Here is a 19,571-nt window from a genome sequence, read left to right as displayed (position 1 = left end):
AGAAGTGGAGAGTCGATCTGTAAGCCGGGTTCTGTCGAGGACAGTCATTCCTCTACGATGGCCATCACTGGACATCTTTAGCAACCTACCCGGTTCCAGCGCGGGCCACGCCTTGGAACCCTATTTGGTCTTGCTCCGAGTGGGGTTTACCTAGCCACGAACTGTTACCAGACGTGCGGTGCGCTCTTACCACACCTTTTCACCCTTACCGGCACCGAAGTGCTTAGGCGGTTATTTTCTGTGGCACTTTCCGTAGGCTCACGCCCCCCAGGCATTACCTGGCACTCCGCCCTATGGAGCCCGGACTTTCCTCCCCCCTCCAATTTTCATGAAGGGCAGCGACTGTCCAATCGACTCTCCGCCGCGCAGGTTACCGGCACATGGCCAGAAGGACAAGCCTTAAAGCCGCCATCGCCCCGACTTACCGGGACAAGAGGCACCACCCAGGACCATTCCGACATTAATAGCAGAATGTCCCCACGCAAAAAATCGTCAGTCGTTTTTCTGCTTATCCAGCGCCACCTGATAAAGCAGGTTCTTGCGCACGCCCGTGATCTGCGCCGCCAGGGCTGCCGCGCGCTTGAGCGGCATCTCCTTGAGCAGCAGATCGAGAATGCGCATGGCTTCGGCACCGACGGCCTCGTCGCCTTCCGGGACACTCCAGCCGGCGACCAGCACCACGCACTCGCCACGCTGCTGATTGGCATCGGCCTCGACGAAACTGCGCAACTCGGCCAACGGCAGGCCCTTGAGCGTCTCGAAGGTTTTGGTCAGCTCACGTGCCAGCAGCGCCGGGCGCTCGGCACCGAACACCGCCTCCATGTCCTGCAGGCATTCGAGGATGCGGTGGGGCGCCTCATAGAAGATCAGTGTCCGTGGTTCTTCCCGCAATTGTTCGAGACGCGAACGACGCCCCACCGCCTTGGCCGGCAGGAACCCCTCGAAAATGAACCGGTCGGAAGGCAGGCCCGCCGCCGACAACGCCGCGATCAATGCACAGGCACCCGGTACCGGCACCACCCTGATCCCCGCGGCACGCGCCTGGCGCACCAGGTGATAACCGGGATCGGAAATCAGCGGCGTACCGGCGTCGGAGATCAGCGCCACATCTTCGCCCGCCTGCAGCTTGGCAATGAAACGGCTGCCTTCGTCGCGCTCGTTGTGCTCATGGCAGGCGGCCAGGGGCGTGGTGATACCGAAGTGCTGCAACAACCGCAGCGAATGCCGGGTGTCCTCCGCCGCGATCAGCGCCACCTCGCGCAGCACCTTCATCGCTCGCGCACTGATGTCATCCAGGTTGCCAATGGGCGTCGCCACCACATAAAGCGAGCCCATCGGGGAATTCAAAACACCTGGAACAGTCAAAGCGCACACCTCAAGAAGAACGGAAAAACCCATTGTAGCGCGTAGAAGCCCGGCCGATATGCTCCAGGACAGCACGATGGCCCCGCCCAGGCGAATGGAGCCGGGCCCCTGAAATGACTTGTACGACCAAAATCGACGGTTTCACGCCAGCGACATCGCGCCCCGGCCAGTGCTTGGGTACAATTCCACGCTAATTTGATCGAGTATCAGGAACACTTACATGATCGCTTGCCTGCGGCTGTTCTCTGCCCTCTGCCTCGCTGCCTTGCTGGCGGCCTGCGCCAGCTCGCCCTCCTCCAGCCTTGGCGAACTCCCACGGACCCCGGATGCCAGCATCGAGCAACTGCTCGAACAGGCCTCTTCCAGCAAGACACCGGACAAGGCCGCCCTGTTACGCCTGACTGCCGCCGACCTGGCCTATCGCCAGAAGGACACCGGTCGCGCCGCGCAGATCCTTGCCCAGGTGCCGTTGGACCAGCTCAAGCCGGCCCAGCAGGTATTCGCCAGCACCCTGGCCGCCGAACTGGCGATGACCCGCAACCAGCCCAAGGCGGCCCTCGCCGCCCTGAGCCACCCAAGCCTGGAACACCTGGGTGAACTGCCGGTGGATCAACAGATCCGTACACACACCGTGCGCGCCCGCGCCCTCGAAGCCGACGGCCAGACCCTGGCCGCCGCTCGCGAGCGCATCTTCATCGCCCCGCTGCTCAGTGGCGATGCCGCCCGCGCCAACCACGAGGCGATCTGGGCACTGGTCGCCGCCCTGCCGACCGACCAGTTGCAACCCAGCGGCAACGACGACCTCAGCGGCTGGCTCAGCCTGGCACTGGCGGTGAAAACTTCCGGGACCCTGGAACAGCAACAGGCCGCGATCGACACCTGGCGGGCACAGAACCCCAAGCATCCGGCAGCCCAGCAGTTGCCGCAGGCGCTGGTGAAACTCAAGGAACTGGCCAGCCAGCCGCTGAACAAGATCGCCCTGCTGCTGCCTAGCGAGGGCCAACTGGCCTCGGTCGGCAAGGCACTGCGCGAAGGCTTCATGGCAGCCCAGTACCAGGCCCAGCAAGCCGGCCAGAAACCACCGGCCATCGAATTCTACGACAGCTCGCGCCTGACCTCCCTCGACGATTTCTATCGCAAGGCCCAGGCTGCCGGCGTGCAACTGGTCGTCGGACCACTGGAGAAACCGCTGGTGAAGCAGCTCAGCGCCCGCCCGCAACTGCCGATCACCACCCTGGCGCTGAACTACAGTGAAAGCGCGCAGAACCCACCCCAACTGTTCCAGTTCGGCCTCGCCGCCGAGGACGAAGCCCGCGAAGTCTCGCGTCGTGCCCGTGCCGACGGCCTGCACCGCGCTGCCGCCATGGTGCCGAAAGGTGAATGGGGTGACCGCGTGCTGAAAGCCTTCCGCCAGGATTGGGAAGCCAACGGCGGCACCGTGATCGGCGTCGAGCGTGTCGACCAGCCCGTCGCGCTGGCCCAGCAGATCGCCGACCTGTTCCAGCTGCGCCAGAGTGAAGGCCGCGCCAAGAGCCTGCAAAGCACCGTGGGCGGCCAGGTTGCCGCCCAGCCTTCGCGTCGCCAGGACATCGAGTTCATCTTCCTCGCCGCCACACCGCAGCAGGCCCAGCAGATCAAGCCGACCCTGAACTTCCAGTACGCAGGGGACGTTCCGGTATACGGCACCTCCCACCTCTTCAGCGCGACCGGCGACATCAACCAGTACAACGACATGAACGGCATTCGCTTCTGCGAAACCCCATGGCTGCTGGACGCCAACGACCCGCTGCGCCAACAGGTCACCGCACAGTGGCCCCAGGCCGCCGGCAGCCTGGGACGCCTGTACGCCATGGGTGTCGACGCCTATCGCCTGGCACCACGCCTGGGCCAGCTCAAGGCCCTGCCAGACAGCCGCATCGAAGGTCTCTCCGGCAGCCTGAGCATGGACCAGGGTCAGCGGATCGAGCGCCAACTGCCATGGGCACAGTTCGTCAGCGGCCAGGTCCAGCGCCTGCCGGATACGCCACGCTGATGCCGCAAGGCTCGCACCTGGAAAGCGGCAAGGATGCCGAAAGCCTCGCGCTCCGGCATCTCGAGCAACAGGGACTGCGCCTGCTGGCGCATAACTGGTTATGTAAACGCGGCGAGCTTGATCTGGTCATGCTCGACGGCGATACAGTAGTATTCGTCGAAGTTCGTTATAGAAAAAACACCCAATGGGGTGGCGCCGCGGGCAGTATCGATGCCCGCAAGCGCAAGAAGTTGATAGTCGCGGCACAGTATTTCCTGCAACGCGAATCGCGCTGGTCCGGCAACCCCTGCCGTTTCGACGTGGTTGCCATAGAAGGCGCCCTTGACGCAGCACCCCGATTGAACTGGCTACGGAATGCCTTCGACAGCTGAACCAGACTGTCGACCCGGTTACTTTCATTCACCGTTTTTGCTCTTTGCTTTGCGGGCGGCACATGACTTGCGCCGAACGGCCCCGGAACCTCCGGGCAGTATTCGAGCCAGGCAACCGCCCCACTTAAGGTCACCTACATTGATGGACATGCAATCCCGAATTCGCCAGCTTTTCCAGGCCAGTATCGACACCAAGCAACAGGCGATGGACGTTCTTGCACCTCACATCGAGCAAGCCAGCCAGATCATGGTCAACGCCCTGCTCAACGAAGGCAAAATGCTCTCTTGCGGCAACGGTGGCTCGGCGGGCGACGCCCAACATTTTTCCTCGGAACTGCTCAACCGCTTCGAACGCGAGCGACCGAGCCTGCCAGCCATCGCCCTGACCACCGACAGCTCGACCATCACCTCGATCGCCAACGACTACAGCTACAACGAAGTCTTCTCCAAGCAGATCCGTGCCCTCGGCCAGCCCGGCGACGTCCTGCTGGCCATTTCCACCAGCGGCAACTCGGCCAACATTATTCAGGCAATCCAGGCCGCACATGATCGCGAAATGGTTGTCGTAGCCTTGACGGGACGTGATGGTGGCGGCATGGCTTCACTGCTGCTGCCAGAGGACGTGGAGATCCGCGTTCCCAGCAATGTCACCGCACGTATCCAGGAAGTCCACTTGCTGGCGATCCACTGCCTGTGCGATCTGATCGACAGCCAACTGTTCGGGAGTGAAGAATGACTGTTAATCGCCTTAGCCTGCTGGCTTTGACTTTGTGCCTGGGCCTCAGTGGCTGCAGCTCGGTATTGACCGCAACCCGCGACGGTCCGATCAATGACGACCAGGGCACCCGCACCCTGGGCAGCAAGATCGACGACTCGGTGATCGAAACCAAGGTCGCGGTCAACGTCGCCAAGGCCGACCCGGATCTGGACGCGGCCTCGCACATCGTCGTGAGCAGCTACAACGGTATCGTCCTGCTCGCCGGCCAGACCCCACGCGAAGACCTCAAGGCCAAGGCCGAGCAGGCCGCGTCGAGCGTCCAGCGGGTGAAAAAGGTGAACAACGAACTGCAGATCCTGCAACCCTCCTCGTTCGCCGCACGCAGCAACGACACCTGGCTGACCAGCAAGATCAAGACCCAGATGCTGACCGACAACACCATCCCCGGCTCACGCATCAAGGTGATCACCGAAAACGGCATCGTCTACCTGATGGGCCTGGTCACCCAGCAGGAGGCCACGCGCGCGACCAACCTGGTGCAAGGCGTCGGCGGCGTGCAGAAAATCGTCAAGCTGTTCGAGTACATCGACTGAGGGGCATCACCCCACAACGTAGGAGCCAGCTTGCTGGTGATCCGCCAGAGGCGGCCATCCAGCAAGCCTTGTGACGATAGACATATCGCTATCGCCAGCAAGCCGGCTCCCACAAGGAATGGCAAGCACTCCAACCTCTTGAAAAAAGCCCCTGCCATCTTGCGATGACAGGGGCTTTTTCGCACACAGGCCCGACGATTACTTCACAACCTTCAGGCTCGGACGCCCGCTCGGACGTGGCGGCTCCGGCCCATCGTCATCCGGTTCCACCGCATTGTCGTCCTCTTCCATCGGCGACTCGAGATCAAAGACCATGCCCTGGCCATTTTCCCGGGCATAGATTCCCAGAATGGCCCCGATGGGCACGTAGAGCGTATGGGCCACACCACCGAAACGGCCTTCGAAACTGACCGCTTCGTTATCCATATGCAGATGACGCACGGCACTTGGAGAAATATTCAGGACAATCTGCCCGTCGCTGGCAAAGCCTTGTGGCACCTGGACCGAGGGAGCCTCGGAATTGACCAGGATGTGCGGCGTGCAATCGTTATCCACTATCCATTCGTACAGGGCACGAACCAAATAAGGACGGCTGGAGTTCATTAAACAGCTCCTTGGCGCATATCGCGTTCGACACCAGACAGGCTCGCCTGGAAAGCCTCACGCGCAAACTGGCGCTCCATATAATCAAGCAACGGCTTGGCTTGCCGCGGCAATTCAATACCCAGAGTCGGCAAACGCCAGAGTATGGGCAATAGACAGCAATCGACCAGACTTTGCTCCTCACTGAGAAAGAAAGGCTTGTCGGCGAACAACGGAGACACTCCGGTCAGGCTCTCACGCAGCTCCTTGCGCGCCTGCGCACGCGCCGGCTCCTTGGTTCGCGAATCCAGGATCAGATCGACCAGCCCGCACCAGTCGCGCTGGATGCGATGCATCAGCAATCGGCTGTTGGCCCGCGCCACAGGATAAACCGGCAGCAGCGGTGGGTGCGGATAGCGCTCATCCAGGTATTCCATCACCACGGTCGACTCCCACAACGCCAGGTCGCGATCGACCAGGGTGGGCAGGCTGCCGTAAGGGTTCACTTCGGCCAGTTTCGCGGGCTGGCGTCCAGCCTCGACACTGATGATCTCGGCACTGACACCCTTTTCCGCCAACACAATACGCACTCGGTGGGAATAGTGGTCGGCGGGGTCGGAGTAACAGGCCAACCGATTGGTCACGCCCATGGCGGTCCTCCTCGCTTGTTTGAAATGGTCGAAACGCAAAAACGAACGCGCCCAAGGGAAGCCTCCCGTAACGAGTGGAGGGACAACCGGTGAAACCGTTTCGGATTCACCCCCTCCACACCAGCTCGCTACGTCTCAGAGGCACCCTTGGGCGCGCACGATTGACTGACCGCTATATTACAACGTTATCAGTGCACATCCTTCCAGTATTCGCGCTTGAGCAGATAAGCGAATACGAAGAGGAAGGCCAGGTACAGCAGAACGTAAGTACCGATGCGCTGATGCTGCAGCTTCACCGGGTTGGCCGAGTAGGCCAGGAAGGTCACCAGGTTCTTGACCTTCTCGTCGAACTGCTCTTCCGTCAAGGTACCGGTTTTCGGCACGATGGTCAGCTGGTCACACGCTTCATGAGTCAGTGGCGTGCCGGTCAGCGGATCATACTGCTTCTTGCCGTCCTCGACGATTTGCACCTGCTTGCAACCGACGACCTGGCGCCCCTGCAGCCCGACCAGGACATTCGGCATGCCGACGTTCGGGAAAACCTTGTTGTTCACACCCCATGGGCGCGCCGGGTCCTCGTAGAACGAACGCAGGTAACCATAGAGCCAGTCGGTGCCACGTACTCGCGCCACCAGGGTCAGGTCGGGCGGAGCCGCGCCGAACCAGGCCTTGGCGTCCGCCGGCTGCATGCCGATATTCATGTGATCACCGATCTTGGCACCGGTGAACACCAGGTTCTTGAGCATCAGGTCATGGGGGATGCCCAGGTCATCGGCCACCCGCTCATAACGCTGGAACTTGGCACTGTGGCAACCCATGCAGTAGTTGGCGAAGGTCCGCGCACCATCCTGCATGGCAGCCTTGTCGGAAACGTCGATATCGACCTTTTCAAGCTCGGGGCCACCATGTTCGGCAGCGAAAGACAGAACCGGCAGAGCCGCAAGCATCAAAACAGCGAATAGTTTTTTCATCAGCCAGTCACCCTTTCCGGAACCGGTTTGGTCTTCTCGAGCCGGGTATAGAACGGCATCAGAATGAAGTAGGCGAAATACAGCACGGTGCACACCTGCGACAGCAGTGTACGCCCCGGCGTCGGCGCCATGACGCCCAGCCAGCCAAGGATCAGGAAGGACACACAGAAGATCACCAGCCAGATCCGACTCAGCCACCCCTTGTAGCGCATCGACTTGACCGGACTGCGGTCCAGCCACGGCAGCACGAACAGCAGGGCGATCGAGGCGCCCATGGCGAGAACGCCCATGAGCTTGTCCGGCACCGCCCGCAGAATCGCGTAGAACGGCGTGAAGTACCAGACAGGAGCAATATGCTCCGGTGTCTTGAAGGCGTTGGCCACTTCGAAGTTCGGTTTTTCGAGGAAGTACCCTCCCATTTCCGGGAAGAAGAACACCACGGAACAGAAGATGAACAGGAACACCACCACACCGACGATGTCTTTCACGGTGTAGTACGGATGGAACGGAATGCCGTCCAGCGGTACGCCGTTTTCGTCCTTTTTCTTCTTGATGTCGACACCATCGGGGTTATTCGAACCCACTTCGTGCAACGCCAGGATATGCAGCACCACCAGGCCGAGAATCACGATCGGCAGCGCAACCACGTGCAGGGCGAAGAAGCGGTTCAGGGTGATTCCGGAAATCAGGTAGTCACCACGGATCCACTGGGTCAGGTCGTTGCCGATGACCGGAATCGCACCGAACAGCGAGATGATCACCTGTGCGCCCCAGTAGGACATCTGCCCCCACGGCAGCAGGTAGCCCATGAAGGCCTCGGCCATCAGCGCCAGGTAGATCAGCATGCCGAACAGCCAGACCAGCTCACGCGGTTTCTGGTACGAACCGTAGAGCAGGCCACGGAACATGTGCAGATAGACCACGATGAAGAACGCCGAAGCGCCGGTTGAGTGCAGCAGACGCAGGATCGCACCGTACTCGACATCACGCATGATGTACTCGACGGAGGCGAAAGCCTCTTCCGCCGAGGGGGTGTAGCTCATCGTCAGCCAGACGCCGGTGACGATCTGGTTGACCAGCACCAGCAATGCCAGGGAGCCGAAGAAGTAGAGGAAGTTGAAGTTTTTCGGTGCGTAGTACTTGCTGAGATGGTCTTCCCACATCTTGGTGGCAGGGAAGCGCGCATCAACCCAATCCATGAACTTGCTCATCACGCTTTCTCCTGATCGACGCCAACGACAATGATCGTGTCGGACTCATAGGAATGCGGTGGAACCGGCAGGTTCAAAGGCGCGGGTTGAGCCTTGTAGACGCGACCGGCGAGATCGTAGTGAGAACCGTGGCACGGGCAGAAATAGCCACCTACCCAGTCCTTGCCGAGGTCGGCGGGCGCCACTTCCGGACGGAAGGTGGGAGAGCAACCCAGGTGGGTACAGATACCGATCAGCAGCAGGACTTCCGGCTTGATCGAACGCGTCTTCGGATCGACGTAGGGGGGTTGTACCGAGTTCTTGGAGGTTGGATCGGAGAGCTGCCCCTCGATCTTCGTCAGATTTCCCAGGATCTCCTCGGTGCGGCGCACGATGAAGACCGGCTGGCCACGCCACTCGGCAATCATCTGCTGTCCCGGGTCGATCTTGGCGATATTCACTTTCACCGGTGCACCGGCGGCTTTCGCCTTGGCACTGGGAAACCATGACCCCACGAACGGGACCGCAGCCCCCACCGCTCCTGCAGCTCCTACCACGGATGTGGCTGCTACGAGAAAGCGACGCCGGCCTGCATTCACGCCGTCATTGCTCATTCAGTCCTCTCCCATCAGCTTTGTGGCCTGTTAAATCAGGCGTCTAAGTAAAAATCTATCGTTATAAAAATTTTGCCGAATGGTAATGAAAAGCCCCACCTCTGACAAGGTAATTACCCGGCACACAGTGCCCCAGGCCTTGTAGTATAGGGGGTCTACGGATGTGGCAAGTTGTCACAGCAAATATTTCGCCCATAAAAAAAGCCCGGTTCCACATGGAAACCGGGCTTCTTTTGAAGCTGGGAGCGAATTAACGCTTCGAGTACTGCGGACGCTTACGCGCTTTACGCAGACCAACTTTCTTACGCTCGACTTCACGAGCGTCGCGGGTAACGTAACCAGCTTTACGCAGGGTGCTGCGCAGGCTTTCGTCGTAGTCCATCAGGGCACGAGTGATGCCGTGGCGGATTGCGCCAGCCTGGCCACTCACACCGCCACCGATGACGGTGACGTAGACGTCGAATTTCTCGACGGTCTCGGTCAGTTCCAGCGGCTGGCGAACGACCATGCGGGCAGTTTCGCGACCGAAGAACGTGTCCAGGGAGCGGTTGTTGATGGAGATGTTACCGGTACCTGGACGCAGGAAAACGCGTGCGGTTGCGGTCTTGCGACGGCCAGTGCCGTAGTTTTGAGTCGCCGACATAATGAACTATTCCGTTAAATCTTCAGTTCTTGGGGCTGCTGAGCAGTATGAGGGTGTACAGCGCCCGCATAGACTTTCAGCTTACGGTACATGTCGCGACCCAGCGGGTTCTTAGGCAGCATGCCTTTTACCGCGGTCTCGATCACGCGCTCAGGGGCTTTTGCGATCAGCTTTTCGAAGTTGATCGACTTGATGCCGCCCGGGAAACCGGAGTGGGAGTAGTACATCTTGTCGGAGGTTTTAGCACCGGTCACACGAACCTGCTCGGCGTTGATGACGACGATGTAGTCACCGGTATCGACGTGCGGGGTGTATTCGGCTTTGTGCTTGCCACGCAGACGGCTCGCGATTTCGGTGGCCAGACGACCCAGGGTCTGACCAGCAGCGTCGACGACAAACCAGTCGCGCTTAACTGTTTCCGGTTTAGCAGTAAAAGTTTTCATTCTTTATAGCCTCAGGGGCCGCCTGTAAATAAGACGGCGGATCTTACTGAATAGTGCGTACTTTGACAAGGTCAAAGGCAGCCGGATACAGACGCTATCGGGGGCTCGGGTCGGCGCGTCCGTTCAACGGCAAGATTCTTTGGCGGCGGCGCATCACTTCCACTGCATAAAGAGGTGCGCAATTATCCAGATTGCCAAAAAAAATTCAACCTGCTTTTATGGGTGTTTTCCCACGGGAGCAGCCAATGGAATACCGTCAGCTAGGCCGGACCGACCTGAACGTGAGCGCAATTTGCCTGGGGACCATGACCTGGGGCGAGCAGAACACCGAGGCAGAGGCCTTTGCCCAGATCGAACGCGCGAAGGCGGCCGGCATCAATTTCATGGATACCGCCGAGATGTACCCGGTGCCGCCCAAGGCCGAAACCTACGCCAGCACCGAACGCATCATCGGCAACTGGTTCCGGCAGCGTGGTGATCGCGACCAGTGGGTCCTGGCGAGCAAGATCGCCGGCCCCGGCAACGGCATCAGCTACATTCGCGACGGCAACCTCAAGCACAACCGCCGGCATATCGTCGAAGCCCTCGACGCCAGCCTCAAGCGCCTGCGGACCGACTGGATCGACCTGTACCAACTGCACTGGCCGGAGCGCAGCACCAATTTCTTCGGGCAACTGGGCTACAAGCACAAGACCGACGAGGATTTCACGCCCATCGAGGAAATCCTCGAAGCGCTGGACGAACAGGTCAAGGCCGGCAAGATCCGCCACATCGGCCTGTCCAACGAAACACCGTGGGGCACCATGAAATTCCTGCTCGAAGCCGAGCGGCGCGGCTGGCCGCGGGCGGTGTCGATCCAGAACCCCTACAACCTGCTCAACCGCAGTTTCGAGGTCGGCCTGGCGGAAGTCGCCCTGCGCGAGCAATGCGGCCTGCTGGCCTATTCGCCGATGGCGTTCGGCTTCCTTTCGGGCAAGTATGAAGGTGGCGCCCGCCCGGCGAAGGCCCGCCTGAGCCTCTACAGCCGCTTCAGCCGCTACTTCAACCCGCAGTCGGAAGCGGCCTGCAGCCGCTACGTCGCCCTGGCCCGCGAACACGGCCTGGATCCGGCACAGATGGCCCTGGCGTTCGTCACCCGGCAACCCTTCGTGACCAGCAACATCATCGGTGCCACGACCCTGGAACAACTGGACAGCAACATTGCCAGCGCCAGCCTGGAACTGTCGGAGGAAGTGCTGGCAGGGATCGAGGCGATCCACAAGGATCATCCGAACCCGGCACCATAAGCCGCAACCCAGGCCAGCCCCAGCCTTGTGGCGAGCAGGCTTGCCTGCGCTGGGGCGCGGAGCGCCCCCCCCCACAACCGGCCAACGCGGTGTATCAGGAAGAATGGGGAATCCGGGGTTGCGGCTGCTTTGCAGCCGAGCGCGGCGGTGCGGCGTCCCGACAAGCCCGCTCGCCATAAAGGCTGCGGCGTGCCCCTTTTCGGTTTTTACCGGACACTAGTGACGCTCCGCGTGGGAATGCCTCCCAGGACGCTCGGTGTCCGTTCTTGTGACGCAGAGCGTCACGGGCTGCGTTTTGGGAACGATCAAACGGTCGCCCCTCACAGCGACCGTGCAATGATCTCCTTCATGATCTCGTTGGTCCCCGCATAGATCCGCTGCACCCGCGCATCCGCCCAGGCCCGGGCCACCGGGTACTCCCACATGAAACCGTAGCCGCCATGCAACTGGACGCACTCGTCGAGCACCTTGCATTGCAGGTCCGTGCCCGAGTACTTGGCCATCGCCGCGGTCGGCACATCGAGCTTGCCGTCCAGGTGCAACTCCAGGCAGCGGTCGACGAACACCCGGCCGATCTGGATCTCGGTGGCCATCTCCGCCAGCTTGAAACGGGTGTTCTGGAAGTCGGCGATCGCCTTGCCGAAGGCCTTGCGCTCACGGGTGTAGTCCAGCGTCCACTGCAATGCCGCTTCGGCCGAGGCCAGCGCCCCGACCGCCACGGTCAGGCGCTCCTGGGGCAGCTCCTGCATCAGGTAGGCGAAGCCCATGCCCGCCTGCCCCAGCAGGTTCTCCTTGGGCACCCGGACGTCCTGGAAGAACAGCTCGGAGGTGTCCTGAGCCTTCATCCCGACCTTCTCCAGCCGCTTGCCCTTGGCAAAGCCCGGCGTGTCGGCCTCGACCAGGAACAGGCTGGTGCCCTTGGCCCCGGCCTTCGGATCGGTCTTGGCGACCACGATCACCAGGTCGGCGAGAAAACCGTTGGTGATGAAGGTCTTCGAACCATTGAGGACATACTCGTCGCCATCGAGCACCGCCGTGGTCTTGACCCCCTGCAGGTCGGAACCGGCCCCCGGCTCGGTCATCGCGATGGCCGTGACCATCTCGCCACTGACCAGCCGCGGCAGGTACTTGAGCTTCAGCGCTTCGCTGCCGTAATGCAGGATGTACGGCGCGACGATGTCCGAATGCAACGAGAAGCCGATCCCGCTCAGGCCCAGCCGACTGATCTCCTCGATCACCACCGCGCTGTAGAGAAAATCCGCCGCCATGCCACCATACGCTTCCGGCAGATGGGAGCAGAGCATCCCCGCCTCCCCCGCCTTGTTCCACAACTGGCGATCGACATAACCCCGCTTTTCCCACTGTGCATGGAAGGGCAACGCCTCCTGCTCGAGGAACTTGCGTACGCTGCTGCGGAACAGCTCATGTTCGGAACTGAATAGGGTTCTGGGGATCATGCGGGCACCTTGCAGACACACTGAAGCCGGGATTGGCCCAACGAGCCTATGCCAGGGTTCTACCTCTAACCACTGGACACATCCGACAAAAAATAAGACGATCCAGCCGTTTGTTGACCACTATCCCTTATAAGAATAATCGAATCATGGCTAACACCTCCCCGACGCCCTTGCGGCGCGTCAGCATCCTGGCTACCGACCGGGTCTTCGCCTCAACCCTCATGCAAGCCAAGGACTTCTTCCATCTCGCCAGCCTGCGCTACGGCAAGCAGCTTGGCCAGGGGCTCACGCCCGCCTTCGAAACACGCCTGGTCAGCCCCGACGGTAAGCCCGTAGGCAGCTTCAGCGACGTGACCATGCCGGTGGACGGCGGCCTGGCCGATACCGACGTGATCATCCTGCCGGCGTTCTGGGACGACTTCGACAACCTCTGCCAACGCTACCCACAGGTCCTGCCCTGGCTGCGCGAACAGCATGCCCGCGGCGCCGTGCTCTGCGGCGAGGCGACCGGGGTCTTCTGGCTGGCAGAGGCCGGCCTGCTCGACGGCAAGGAAGCCACCACCTACTGGCGTTTCTTCAACACCTTCAGCGAACGCTTCCCCAACGTCCAGTTGAACCAGGACAAGCACCTGACCGATGCCGACAACCTGTACTGCGCCGGCGGCACCACCTCGGCCTGCGACCTCTACATCTACCTGATCGAGCGTTTCTGCGGGGCCAACATCGCCCAGGCGGTGGCCCGCGACATCCTCTATGAAGTACAGCGCAGCTACGCGCCGGGACGCATCGGTTTCGGCGGCCAGAAGCTGCACCAGGACGTGATCATCCTGCAGATCCAGCAGTGGCTCGAAGAGCATTTCGCCGACAAGTTCCGCTTCGAGGACGTGGCCCGCGACCACGGCATGAGCATCCGCAACTTCATGCGCCGCTTCCAGACCGCCACCGGCGACAAGCCGCTGCACTACCTGCAGCGCCTGCGCATCGAGACTGCCAAGGGTTTGTTGTCCGGCACCCGCAAGAGCATCAAGACCATCAGCTATGAGGTCGGCTACGACGATGCCAGTTTCTTTGCACGGCTGTTCCGCCAGCACACCGAATTGTCGCCGAACCAGTATCGGCAACAGTTCCAGCAGGCGGCCTGAGCCGCAGGGAGGGAGGCTGAGGGGCGTCGAGCGACGCCCCGGACGCTGTCCTAGGGCTTGTGCGCCCGCGACAGGAATTCGTGGGACTGCATCTCCAGCAGACGGCTGAGGGTCCGCTGGAATTCGAAGGTCAGGCGACCACCGGTGTAGAGATCCTTGAGCTCGACTTCCGCCGAAATGATCAGCTTGACGTTGCGATCGTAGAACTCGTCGACCATGTTGATGAAGCGACGGGCAATGTCGTCGGTGGTGACACTCATCTGCTCGACGCCGCTGAGCAGCACGGCGTGGAAGATCTTGCCCAGCTCGATGTAGTCGTTCTGGCTGCGCGGACCGTCGCACAGTTCGCGGAAATCGAACCAGGCCACGTCATCGCAGGTGCGCAGGGCACGGATCTCGCGGTTCTCGATGATCAGCACATCGTTTTCCACCGCCTGGGTGCACTCCGGCGTCAGCGCGCGGAAGCTCTGGCGCAGGCTTTCGTGGGCCGCTTCATCGAGCGGGAAGTGATACAGCTCGGCCTGCTCGAGGTGACGCAGGCGATAGTCGACGCCGCTGTCGACGTTGACGATCTCGGTGTTCTGCTTGATCAGGGCGATCGCCGGCAGGAAGCGCGCACGCTGCAGGCCGTCCTTGTACAGGCCGTCCGGGACGATGTTCGAGGTGGCGACCAGAGTCACGCCGTTCTTGAACAGCTCTTCCATCAGCGTGCCGAGGATCATCGCGTCGGTGATGTCGGAAACGAAGAATTCATCGAAGCAGATCACCCGGGTCTCGGCGGCGAAACGCTTGGCGATGATGGTCAGCGGGTTTTTCTCGCCGCCCAGGGTCTTCATTTCCTCGTGCACGCGCTTCATGAAGCGATGGAAGTGCGTACGGGTCTTTTCCTTGAAGGGCAACGCTTCGAAGAAGGTGTCCACCAGGTAGGTCTTGCCGCGACCCACGCCACCCCAGAAGTACAGGCCCTTGACCGGTGCCTGGTCCTTCTTGCCGAACAGCTTGCCGAGCAGGCCCGGTTTGTTCTGCGAGGCCGCGACCAGATCGTCGTACAGGCGCTGCAAGTGGCGCACAGCCGTTTCCTGGGCCGCGTCATGAAAGAACTCGGGACGTTTCAGATCAGCTTGATATCGTTCTAGGGGCGTCATAATTTCGTTAGCGAGGTAACAAAAACGGGCCGTCACTTTAGCGATGGCCCGGGGGAATGGCAATCGGCCCTTGGTCGGGCCGGGCGCTGGATCAGTCCTGAACCGGCGTGAGTGCCACGCGCAGGGCCTCGATGGCCGCGTCACGGGCCGCTTCGTCGGCGAACTCGGGGCTGTCGGCGACACATTCACCTTCCAACCAGACGCTGAAACGAGGGCGCCCGCTGCGAATCTCAAAATTGCCAGCCTGAACCGGCCCTCCCTGGCTGCGAATGTCCAAGACTTGTCCGGACTGCAACTGCTTGGTCACTGCGCCAGCGGCCTTGCCATCGGCAAACTTGCGCGACAGCAGCAGTTGCTCGCCGTCGGCCGCCAGCAGGCGGAAGCGGAAGCTGTCGTCCTCGCGGAAGCTGACGAAGCGCGCGGCCTTGGGGGCCTTCTTCTTGCTCGTCTCGGCCACCTGCACCTGATTGACGAACGACCGCAGACCGACCGCTTCGCGCAGTTGCGCGAGGAACGGCGTAGCGACCTTGCGGGCCTTCTGCGCGCCGGCCTGGAGGATGTCTTCCAGGTCCGCCGGCCGGGCAATCAGCTCGTGGTAACGCTCGCGCTTCTCGCCCAGTTCGGCATCGAGCAACTGGAACAGACGGTTCTTCGCTTCGCCCCAGCCCAGGCCGCCCAGCAGCTCGTCACGGAAACCGTCAGCCTGCTCGGTCGTGGCGAACGCCTGGTACAGGGTGAACAGGTGCGAGTTGTCCGGGTCCTTCGCTTCACCCGGCGCGCGCGAGTCGGTGACGATGCGCGAGATGGCGTCTTTCATGTCCTTGGCGCTGGTGAACAACGGAATGGTGTTGTCATAGCTCTTGGACATTTTCCGGCCATCCAGGCCCGGCAGCGTCGCCACGCTTTCCTCGATCAACGCCTCGGGCATGACGAAGAATTCCTTGCCCTGGCCGAACAGGTGGTTGAAGCGCTGGCCGATGTCACGGGCCATTTCCACGTGCTGGATCTGATCGCGACCGACCGGCACCTTGTGCGCGTTGAACATCAGGATGTCCGCCGCCATCAGCACCGGGTAGCTGTACAGGCCCATGGTGATGCCGGCATCCGGGTCTTCACCGGTCTCGACGTTCTTGTCCACCGAGGCCTTGTAGGCATGCGCGCGGTTCAGCAGACCCTTGGCCGCGACACAGGTCAACAACCAGGTCAGCTCGGGAATTTCCGGGATGTCCGACTGGCGATAGAAAGTCACGCGATCCACATCCAGCCCACCGGCCAGCCAGGTCGCGGCGATTTCCAGGCGCGACCGCTGGATGCGCAGCGGGTCGTCGCACTTGATCAGCGCGTGGTAGTCGGCCAGGAAATAGAAGGAATCGGCATTGCTGTCACGGCTGGCCAGGATCGCCGGGCGGATGGCGCCGGCATAGTTGCCCAGGTGCGGAGTGCCCGTGGTGGTGATGCCGGTGAGGATACGCGTACGAGTCGTCATGGGTAATCGCTTAGTCAGACTGCTATCAATTCGAGAGGCGCGGCAGGAGCAGATCCTTCAGATCGGTCAGCTTGCCATGAAAAAAGTGTCCGCATTCTGCCACTTTCAGCAGCTCATGGGGACGGTCGAGGGCGGCGGACCAGTCGTAGACCACCTGTGGGTCGATCACCTCGTCGGCTTCCGGCTGGATCAGTGTCAGCGGGCAGCCTTCGGGCAGGCGATCGTCAGCGCGTAGGCGCATCACCGCCGCCGCCACCATGAACAGGTGCTTGAGTGACTGACCACGGGCTTCCAGGCGACCGCCGAGGCTGGCCGCGACGAAACCGCCGAAGGAGAAACCGAACAGCGTCAGCGGCAGGTCGGGATGTTTCGTCAGCAACCACTGCGCGGCGGCCTCGGCGTCATCGACTTCGCCGCTGCCCATGTCGTGGCTGCCGGCACTGGCGCCAACGCCCCGATAGTTGAAACGCAAGGTGATCAGCCCGGCGTCGCGGGCGGTGCGTTGCAGGGTCGAGACGACCTTGTTGAGCATGGTCCCGCCCTGCACCGGGTTGGGATGGCAGATCAGCGCCAGGCCACGGGGCTCGGGGTTGTCCAGGTACAGGGCTTCCAGTTGACCGACCGGGCCGTCGATGAAAAAAGCGGTTTCACGCATAAGCAAGGAATGAACTCCGTGACCTCTCTAGGGGTCGACTCGTCTAGCTAAAAGTCTGTGCCTGACAGCTTGCGACCAGAAGATCGCGGTATACAGCGCAGGTCCGAGCCGTTAACGTAAAGCAAAGCCGTTTATAGAGGAAGGACTCGTGGAACACTCGCTCTTAGTTTGGTTGTTGCCGACTCTCGCCCTGGTTGCCGGTGTCGCCATCGGTTTCCTGGTCGCCCGTCTGGTCCCGAGTGCCGCGCCCAGCAGCACGCAGCGTCAGCTGGACGATATCCAGGAACGTTTCGACACCTATCAAAATGAGGTGGTCACCCACTTCAACAGCACCGCTGCCCTGGTCAAGAAACTCACCCAGAGCTACCAGGAAGTGCAGGACCATCTCGCCGAGGGCGCCAACCGCCTGGCCCTGGACGAGCTGACCCGTCAACGCCTGCTGGCCGCCCTGCACTCCGAAGCGTCCCAGACGCCACGGGAACGCCTGACCCCGCCACGGGAAAACCAGGAGCCGCCGCGTGACTACGCGCCCAAGGCACCCAACTCGCCCGGCATGCTCGACGAGCATTACGGCCTGAAGAAGTAACTCGACTTCAGCGCTACGAAAAAGCCCGCCCGATCTGTGATCGGGCGGGCTTTTTTACATCCGGAGTCAGTCAGGCCTTCAAGGGTACTGCTGGACGGGCTGACCGTACACCGGCCCCTGCGGCTGCTGATACTGCTGCTGGTAACCCTGCTGCTGTTGCGGATACTGGCCCTGCTGCTGCGGCTGGCCATACTGCTGGCCAGGAATGGCACGCAGGTTGACTTCCACCCGGCGGTTCTGCGCCCGGCCATTGACATCGGCGTTGCTGGCGATCGGGTTGTCCGGGCCGGCACCACGGGCCGACAGGTTGGCACCGTTGACGCCCTGCGAGGTCAGGTAGTTGGCCACGCTCTGCGCCCGGCGCTGGGACAGGTCCATGTTCAACTGGCGGCTGCCGGTGCTGTCGGTGTAACCGACGATCTCGATCTGGTTCTGGTTGAACTCCTTGAGCGAGTTGGCCAGGTTGTTCAGCGGCTGGTAGAAGCTGCTGGCAATGGCGTCGGAGTTGGTGGCGAAGGTGATGTTGCCCGGCATGATCAGCTTGATTTGATCACCTTGACGCTGTACCTGGACGCCGGTATTGGCCATGCTTTGCCGCAGTTTCTTTTCCTGCTGGTCGGCGTAGTAGCCATAACCGGCAGCGCCCGCACCGGCGACCAGGGCACCGATCAGCGCGCCCTTGCCACGGTTATTGTGGTCGATGGCGGCACCGGCGACGGCACCGGCCAACGCGCCCAGGCCACCATACTTGACGGTTCTGCTCATGCCCGAGGAGCCACCCTGCTCCACCTGTCCCTGGTTGTCATACGGGTTTTGCGTTGCACAGCCGGACAGCAGGGCAACGGTGGTAGCGACGATAATCAAACGACGCGAGGTGAACATGGATCTAGCTCCTACTCATTGAAGGTGCAGAGGCCGTTGGCGATAGACCTGTGCTGGCGTTTGAACACGACGGACGGCAAAAATTCCATGAAAGCTATCAACCGCGAACGAACGGGTTGTCACGCATCTCGTCGCCCAGCCGGGTGTCGGGACCATGCCCGGTGACCACTGTCGCCTCCTCGTCCAACGTGTACAGCCGCTGCTTGATCGAACGGACGATGGTGGCCTGGTCGCCACCCCAGAGGTCGGTCCGGCCGATACCACGGCGAAACAGCGTATCTCCGGCAATCAACAGTCTAGCCTCGGAAAACCAGAAGCTCATGGAGCCCGGCGTATGTCCCGGCGTATGCAGGGCCACCCCGCAGCCACAGGCCAGCTCCTCGTCATCGGCCAGCCACTTGTCCGGCGACGGCACCGGCGTGTAGGGCACGCCGAACATCCGGCACTGCATCTCCAGGTTGTCCCAGAGGAACTGGTCGTCCTTGTGCAGGTGCAGGGTGGCGCCGGTCTTCTCCTTCAACTGGCCGGAAGCCAGGAAGTGATCCAGGTGCGCATGGGTATGGATGATGCTGACCACCTTCAGGCCCAGCGCGTCGAGTCGTGCCAGGATCAACTCATGGTTGCCGCCCGGGTCGACGACAAGGGCCTTTTTCGTGATCGGGTCACCGATGATCGTGCAGTTGCACTGCAACGGGCCGACGGGGAAGGTTTCGCGGATCAGCGCGGGTTTTGCGGCGTCCATGGGCTGCTCCTGCAACAG

21 protein-coding genes and 1 other RNA gene are annotated in these 19,571 nt (G+C 61.5%); 7 read left to right on the top strand and 15 right to left on the bottom strand.

The features are described 5' to 3' along the window. Positions 1 to 4: 4 nt before the first annotated feature. An RNA gene (rnpB, locus tag K675_RS31885) (RNase P RNA component class A) lies at positions 5 to 358 on the bottom strand. 134 nt (positions 359 to 492) lie between these two features. Then, the gene (rsmI, locus tag K675_RS0117755; RefSeq protein ID WP_017904832.1) at positions 493 to 1,335 is read right to left on the bottom strand and encodes a 16S rRNA (cytidine(1402)-2'-O)-methyltransferase; all 843 of its coding nucleotides are present in this window, start codon (positions 1,333 to 1,335) and stop codon (positions 493 to 495) included. Positions 1,336 to 1,585: 250 nt separating this feature from the next. On the opposite strand from rsmI, the gene K675_RS0117750 reads away from it, so the two are divergent. From K675_RS0117750 to K675_RS0117735, 4 genes are all read left to right on the top strand, one after another. Continuing rightward, positions 1,586 to 3,397, top strand: coding sequence for a penicillin-binding protein activator (locus tag K675_RS0117750; protein WP_017904831.1), 1,812 nt, complete (start codon positions 1,586 to 1,588; stop codon positions 3,395 to 3,397). Then, a complete protein-coding gene (locus K675_RS0117745; protein WP_017904830.1) occupies positions 3,397 to 3,768 on the top strand; it encodes a YraN family protein in 372 nt (123 codons plus the stop codon). The genes K675_RS0117750 and K675_RS0117745 overlap by 1 nt, the downstream gene beginning before the upstream one ends. Positions 3,769 to 3,910: 142 nt before the next feature. Continuing rightward, positions 3,911 to 4,504, top strand: coding sequence for a phosphoheptose isomerase (locus K675_RS0117740; protein WP_017904829.1), 594 nt, complete (start codon positions 3,911 to 3,913; stop codon positions 4,502 to 4,504). Then, positions 4,501 to 5,079 (top strand): BON domain-containing protein, encoded by a 579-nt coding sequence (locus tag K675_RS0117735; protein WP_026145299.1) that lies wholly within the window; start codon positions 4,501 to 4,503, stop codon positions 5,077 to 5,079. The genes K675_RS0117740 and K675_RS0117735 overlap by 4 nt, the downstream gene beginning before the upstream one ends. A gap of 198 nt (positions 5,080 to 5,277) precedes the next feature. Here the strand turns inward: K675_RS0117735 and K675_RS0117730 are convergent, their stop codons facing one another. The 7 genes from K675_RS0117730 to rplM all read right to left on the bottom strand — a co-directional run bounded on the left by K675_RS0117730 (position 5,278) and on the right by rplM (position 10,172). Beyond that, a complete protein-coding gene (locus tag K675_RS0117730) occupies positions 5,278 to 5,682 on the bottom strand; it encodes a ClpXP protease specificity-enhancing factor (RefSeq protein ID WP_017904827.1) in 405 nt (134 codons plus the stop codon). Next, entirely contained in the window at positions 5,682 to 6,311 is a 630-nt protein-coding gene (locus K675_RS0117725) for a glutathione S-transferase N-terminal domain-containing protein (protein ID WP_017904826.1), read from the bottom strand. The genes K675_RS0117730 and K675_RS0117725 overlap by 1 nt, the downstream gene beginning before the upstream one ends. 188 nt (positions 6,312 to 6,499) lie before the next feature. Further along, positions 6,500 to 7,282, bottom strand: a complete 783-nt coding sequence (locus tag K675_RS0117720) for a cytochrome c1 (RefSeq protein ID WP_017904825.1) — start codon at positions 7,280 to 7,282, stop codon at positions 6,500 to 6,502. Beyond that, positions 7,282 to 8,493, bottom strand: coding sequence for a cytochrome b (locus K675_RS0117715; protein ID WP_017904824.1), 1,212 nt, complete (start codon positions 8,491 to 8,493; stop codon positions 7,282 to 7,284). Before K675_RS0117715 ends, K675_RS0117720 begins: the two co-directional genes overlap by 1 nt. Beyond that, positions 8,493 to 9,086, bottom strand: a complete 594-nt coding sequence (gene petA / locus K675_RS0117710) for a ubiquinol-cytochrome c reductase iron-sulfur subunit (RefSeq protein ID WP_026145298.1) — start codon at positions 9,084 to 9,086, stop codon at positions 8,493 to 8,495. The genes K675_RS0117715 and petA overlap by 1 nt, the downstream gene beginning before the upstream one ends. Before the next feature lie 250 nt (positions 9,087 to 9,336). Continuing rightward, on the bottom strand, positions 9,337 to 9,729 hold the full coding sequence (gene rpsI, locus K675_RS0117705) for a 30S ribosomal protein S9 (RefSeq protein WP_017904822.1): 393 nt from the start codon (positions 9,727 to 9,729) through the stop codon (positions 9,337 to 9,339). Positions 9,730 to 9,743: 14 nt separating this feature from the next. Next, complete coding sequence (gene rplM, locus K675_RS0117700; RefSeq protein WP_017904821.1) at positions 9,744 to 10,172, bottom strand: 50S ribosomal protein L13; 429 nt, start codon at positions 10,170 to 10,172, stop codon at positions 9,744 to 9,746. A gap of 245 nt (positions 10,173 to 10,417) precedes the next feature. On the opposite strand from rplM, the gene K675_RS0117695 reads away from it, so the two are divergent. Further along, positions 10,418 to 11,458: an NADP(H)-dependent aldo-keto reductase gene (locus K675_RS0117695; protein ID WP_017904820.1), complete on the top strand. Its 1,041-nt coding sequence runs from the start codon at positions 10,418 to 10,420 to the stop codon at positions 11,456 to 11,458. A 320-nt stretch (positions 11,459 to 11,778) separates the two neighbouring features. Here the strand turns inward: K675_RS0117695 and K675_RS0117690 are convergent, their stop codons facing one another. Continuing rightward, positions 11,779 to 12,915 (bottom strand): acyl-CoA dehydrogenase family protein, encoded by a 1,137-nt coding sequence (locus tag K675_RS0117690; RefSeq protein ID WP_017904819.1) that lies wholly within the window; start codon positions 12,913 to 12,915, stop codon positions 11,779 to 11,781. 221 nt (positions 12,916 to 13,136) lie between these two features. Between K675_RS0117690 and K675_RS0117685 the strand changes: the two genes are divergently transcribed. After that, a complete protein-coding gene (locus K675_RS0117685) occupies positions 13,137 to 14,057 on the top strand; it encodes a GlxA family transcriptional regulator (protein ID WP_198291658.1) in 921 nt (306 codons plus the stop codon). 50 nt (positions 14,058 to 14,107) lie between these two features. Here K675_RS0117685 and zapE read toward each other — a convergent pair whose 3' ends face one another. The 3 genes from zapE to K675_RS0117670 all read right to left on the bottom strand — a co-directional run bounded on the left by zapE (position 14,108) and on the right by K675_RS0117670 (position 17,343). Further along, positions 14,108 to 15,202 (bottom strand): cell division protein ZapE, encoded by a 1,095-nt coding sequence (zapE, locus tag K675_RS0117680; RefSeq protein ID WP_026145296.1) that lies wholly within the window; start codon positions 15,200 to 15,202, stop codon positions 14,108 to 14,110. Between the two features lie 91 nt (positions 15,203 to 15,293). Next, on the bottom strand, positions 15,294 to 16,688 hold the full coding sequence (locus K675_RS0117675; RefSeq protein WP_017904816.1) for a tryptophan--tRNA ligase: 1,395 nt from the start codon (positions 16,686 to 16,688) through the stop codon (positions 15,294 to 15,296). A gap of 25 nt (positions 16,689 to 16,713) precedes the next feature. Next, entirely contained in the window at positions 16,714 to 17,343 is a 630-nt protein-coding gene (locus tag K675_RS0117670) for an alpha/beta hydrolase (protein WP_017904815.1), read from the bottom strand. A gap of 148 nt (positions 17,344 to 17,491) precedes the next feature. On the opposite strand from K675_RS0117670, the gene K675_RS0117665 reads away from it, so the two are divergent. Continuing rightward, positions 17,492 to 17,929 carry a YhcB family protein gene (locus K675_RS0117665; protein WP_026145295.1) on the top strand — a complete coding sequence of 146 codons (438 nt, stop codon included), beginning with the start codon at positions 17,492 to 17,494 and terminating at the stop codon, positions 17,927 to 17,929. A gap of 78 nt (positions 17,930 to 18,007) precedes the next feature. On the opposite strand, the gene K675_RS0117660 is transcribed toward K675_RS0117665, so the two are convergent. Next, the gene (locus tag K675_RS0117660; protein ID WP_017904813.1) at positions 18,008 to 18,811 is read right to left on the bottom strand and encodes an OmpA family protein; all 804 of its coding nucleotides are present in this window, start codon (positions 18,809 to 18,811) and stop codon (positions 18,008 to 18,010) included. 97 nt (positions 18,812 to 18,908) lie between these two features. After that, positions 18,909 to 19,553, bottom strand: a complete 645-nt coding sequence (locus K675_RS0117655) for an MBL fold metallo-hydrolase (RefSeq protein ID WP_017904812.1) — start codon at positions 19,551 to 19,553, stop codon at positions 18,909 to 18,911. Between the last annotated feature and the right edge of the window lie 18 nt (positions 19,554 to 19,571).

The sequence above is a fragment of the Pseudomonas fuscovaginae SE-1 genome (assembly GCF_000364705.1).
Classification (GTDB): Bacteria; Pseudomonadota; Gammaproteobacteria; order Pseudomonadales; family Pseudomonadaceae; genus Aquipseudomonas; species Aquipseudomonas fuscovaginae_A.
The sequence above is the reverse complement of the archived record's forward strand: the minus strand, read 5'-3'. Positions and strand labels throughout refer to the sequence as shown.

Coding starts and splice junctions, on each gene's coding strand:
- rsmI (WP_017904832.1), bottom strand. CDS start 1,335: ATGGGCTCGCTTTATGTGGTGGCGACGCCCATTGGCAACCTGGATGAC.
- K675_RS0117750 (WP_017904831.1), top strand. CDS start 1,586: ATGATCGCTTGCCTGCGGCTGTTCTCTGCCCTCTGCCTCGCTGCCTTG.
- K675_RS0117745 (WP_017904830.1), top strand. CDS start 3,397: ATGCCGCAAGGCTCGCACCTGGAAAGCGGCAAGGATGCCGAAAGCCTC.
- K675_RS0117740 (WP_017904829.1), top strand. CDS start 3,911: ATGGACATGCAATCCCGAATTCGCCAGCTTTTCCAGGCCAGTATCGAC.
- K675_RS0117735 (WP_026145299.1), top strand. CDS start 4,501: ATGACTGTTAATCGCCTTAGCCTGCTGGCTTTGACTTTGTGCCTGGGC.
- K675_RS0117730 (WP_017904827.1), bottom strand. CDS start 5,682: ATGAACTCCAGCCGTCCTTATTTGGTTCGTGCCCTGTACGAATGGATA.
- K675_RS0117725 (WP_017904826.1), bottom strand. CDS start 6,311: ATGGGCGTGACCAATCGGTTGGCCTGTTACTCCGACCCCGCCGACCAC.
- K675_RS0117720 (WP_017904825.1), bottom strand. CDS start 7,282: ATGAAAAAACTATTCGCTGTTTTGATGCTTGCGGCTCTGCCGGTTCTG.
- K675_RS0117715 (WP_017904824.1), bottom strand. CDS start 8,493: ATGAGCAAGTTCATGGATTGGGTTGATGCGCGCTTCCCTGCCACCAAG.
- petA (WP_026145298.1), bottom strand. CDS start 9,086: ATGAGCAATGACGGCGTGAATGCAGGCCGGCGTCGCTTTCTCGTAGCA.
- rpsI (WP_017904822.1), bottom strand. CDS start 9,729: ATGTCGGCGACTCAAAACTACGGCACTGGCCGTCGCAAGACCGCAACC.
- rplM (WP_017904821.1), bottom strand. CDS start 10,172: ATGAAAACTTTTACTGCTAAACCGGAAACAGTTAAGCGCGACTGGTTT.
- K675_RS0117695 (WP_017904820.1), top strand. CDS start 10,418: ATGGAATACCGTCAGCTAGGCCGGACCGACCTGAACGTGAGCGCAATT.
- K675_RS0117690 (WP_017904819.1), bottom strand. CDS start 12,915: ATGATCCCCAGAACCCTATTCAGTTCCGAACATGAGCTGTTCCGCAGC.
- K675_RS0117685 (WP_198291658.1), top strand. CDS start 13,137: ATGCAAGCCAAGGACTTCTTCCATCTCGCCAGCCTGCGCTACGGCAAG.
- zapE (WP_026145296.1), bottom strand. CDS start 15,202: ATGACGCCCCTAGAACGATATCAAGCTGATCTGAAACGTCCCGAGTTC.
- K675_RS0117675 (WP_017904816.1), bottom strand. CDS start 16,688: ATGACGACTCGTACGCGTATCCTCACCGGCATCACCACCACGGGCACT.
- K675_RS0117670 (WP_017904815.1), bottom strand. CDS start 17,343: ATGCGTGAAACCGCTTTTTTCATCGACGGCCCGGTCGGTCAACTGGAA.
- K675_RS0117660 (WP_017904813.1), bottom strand. CDS start 18,811: ATGTTCACCTCGCGTCGTTTGATTATCGTCGCTACCACCGTTGCCCTG.
- K675_RS0117655 (WP_017904812.1), bottom strand. CDS start 19,553: ATGGACGCCGCAAAACCCGCGCTGATCCGCGAAACCTTCCCCGTCGGC.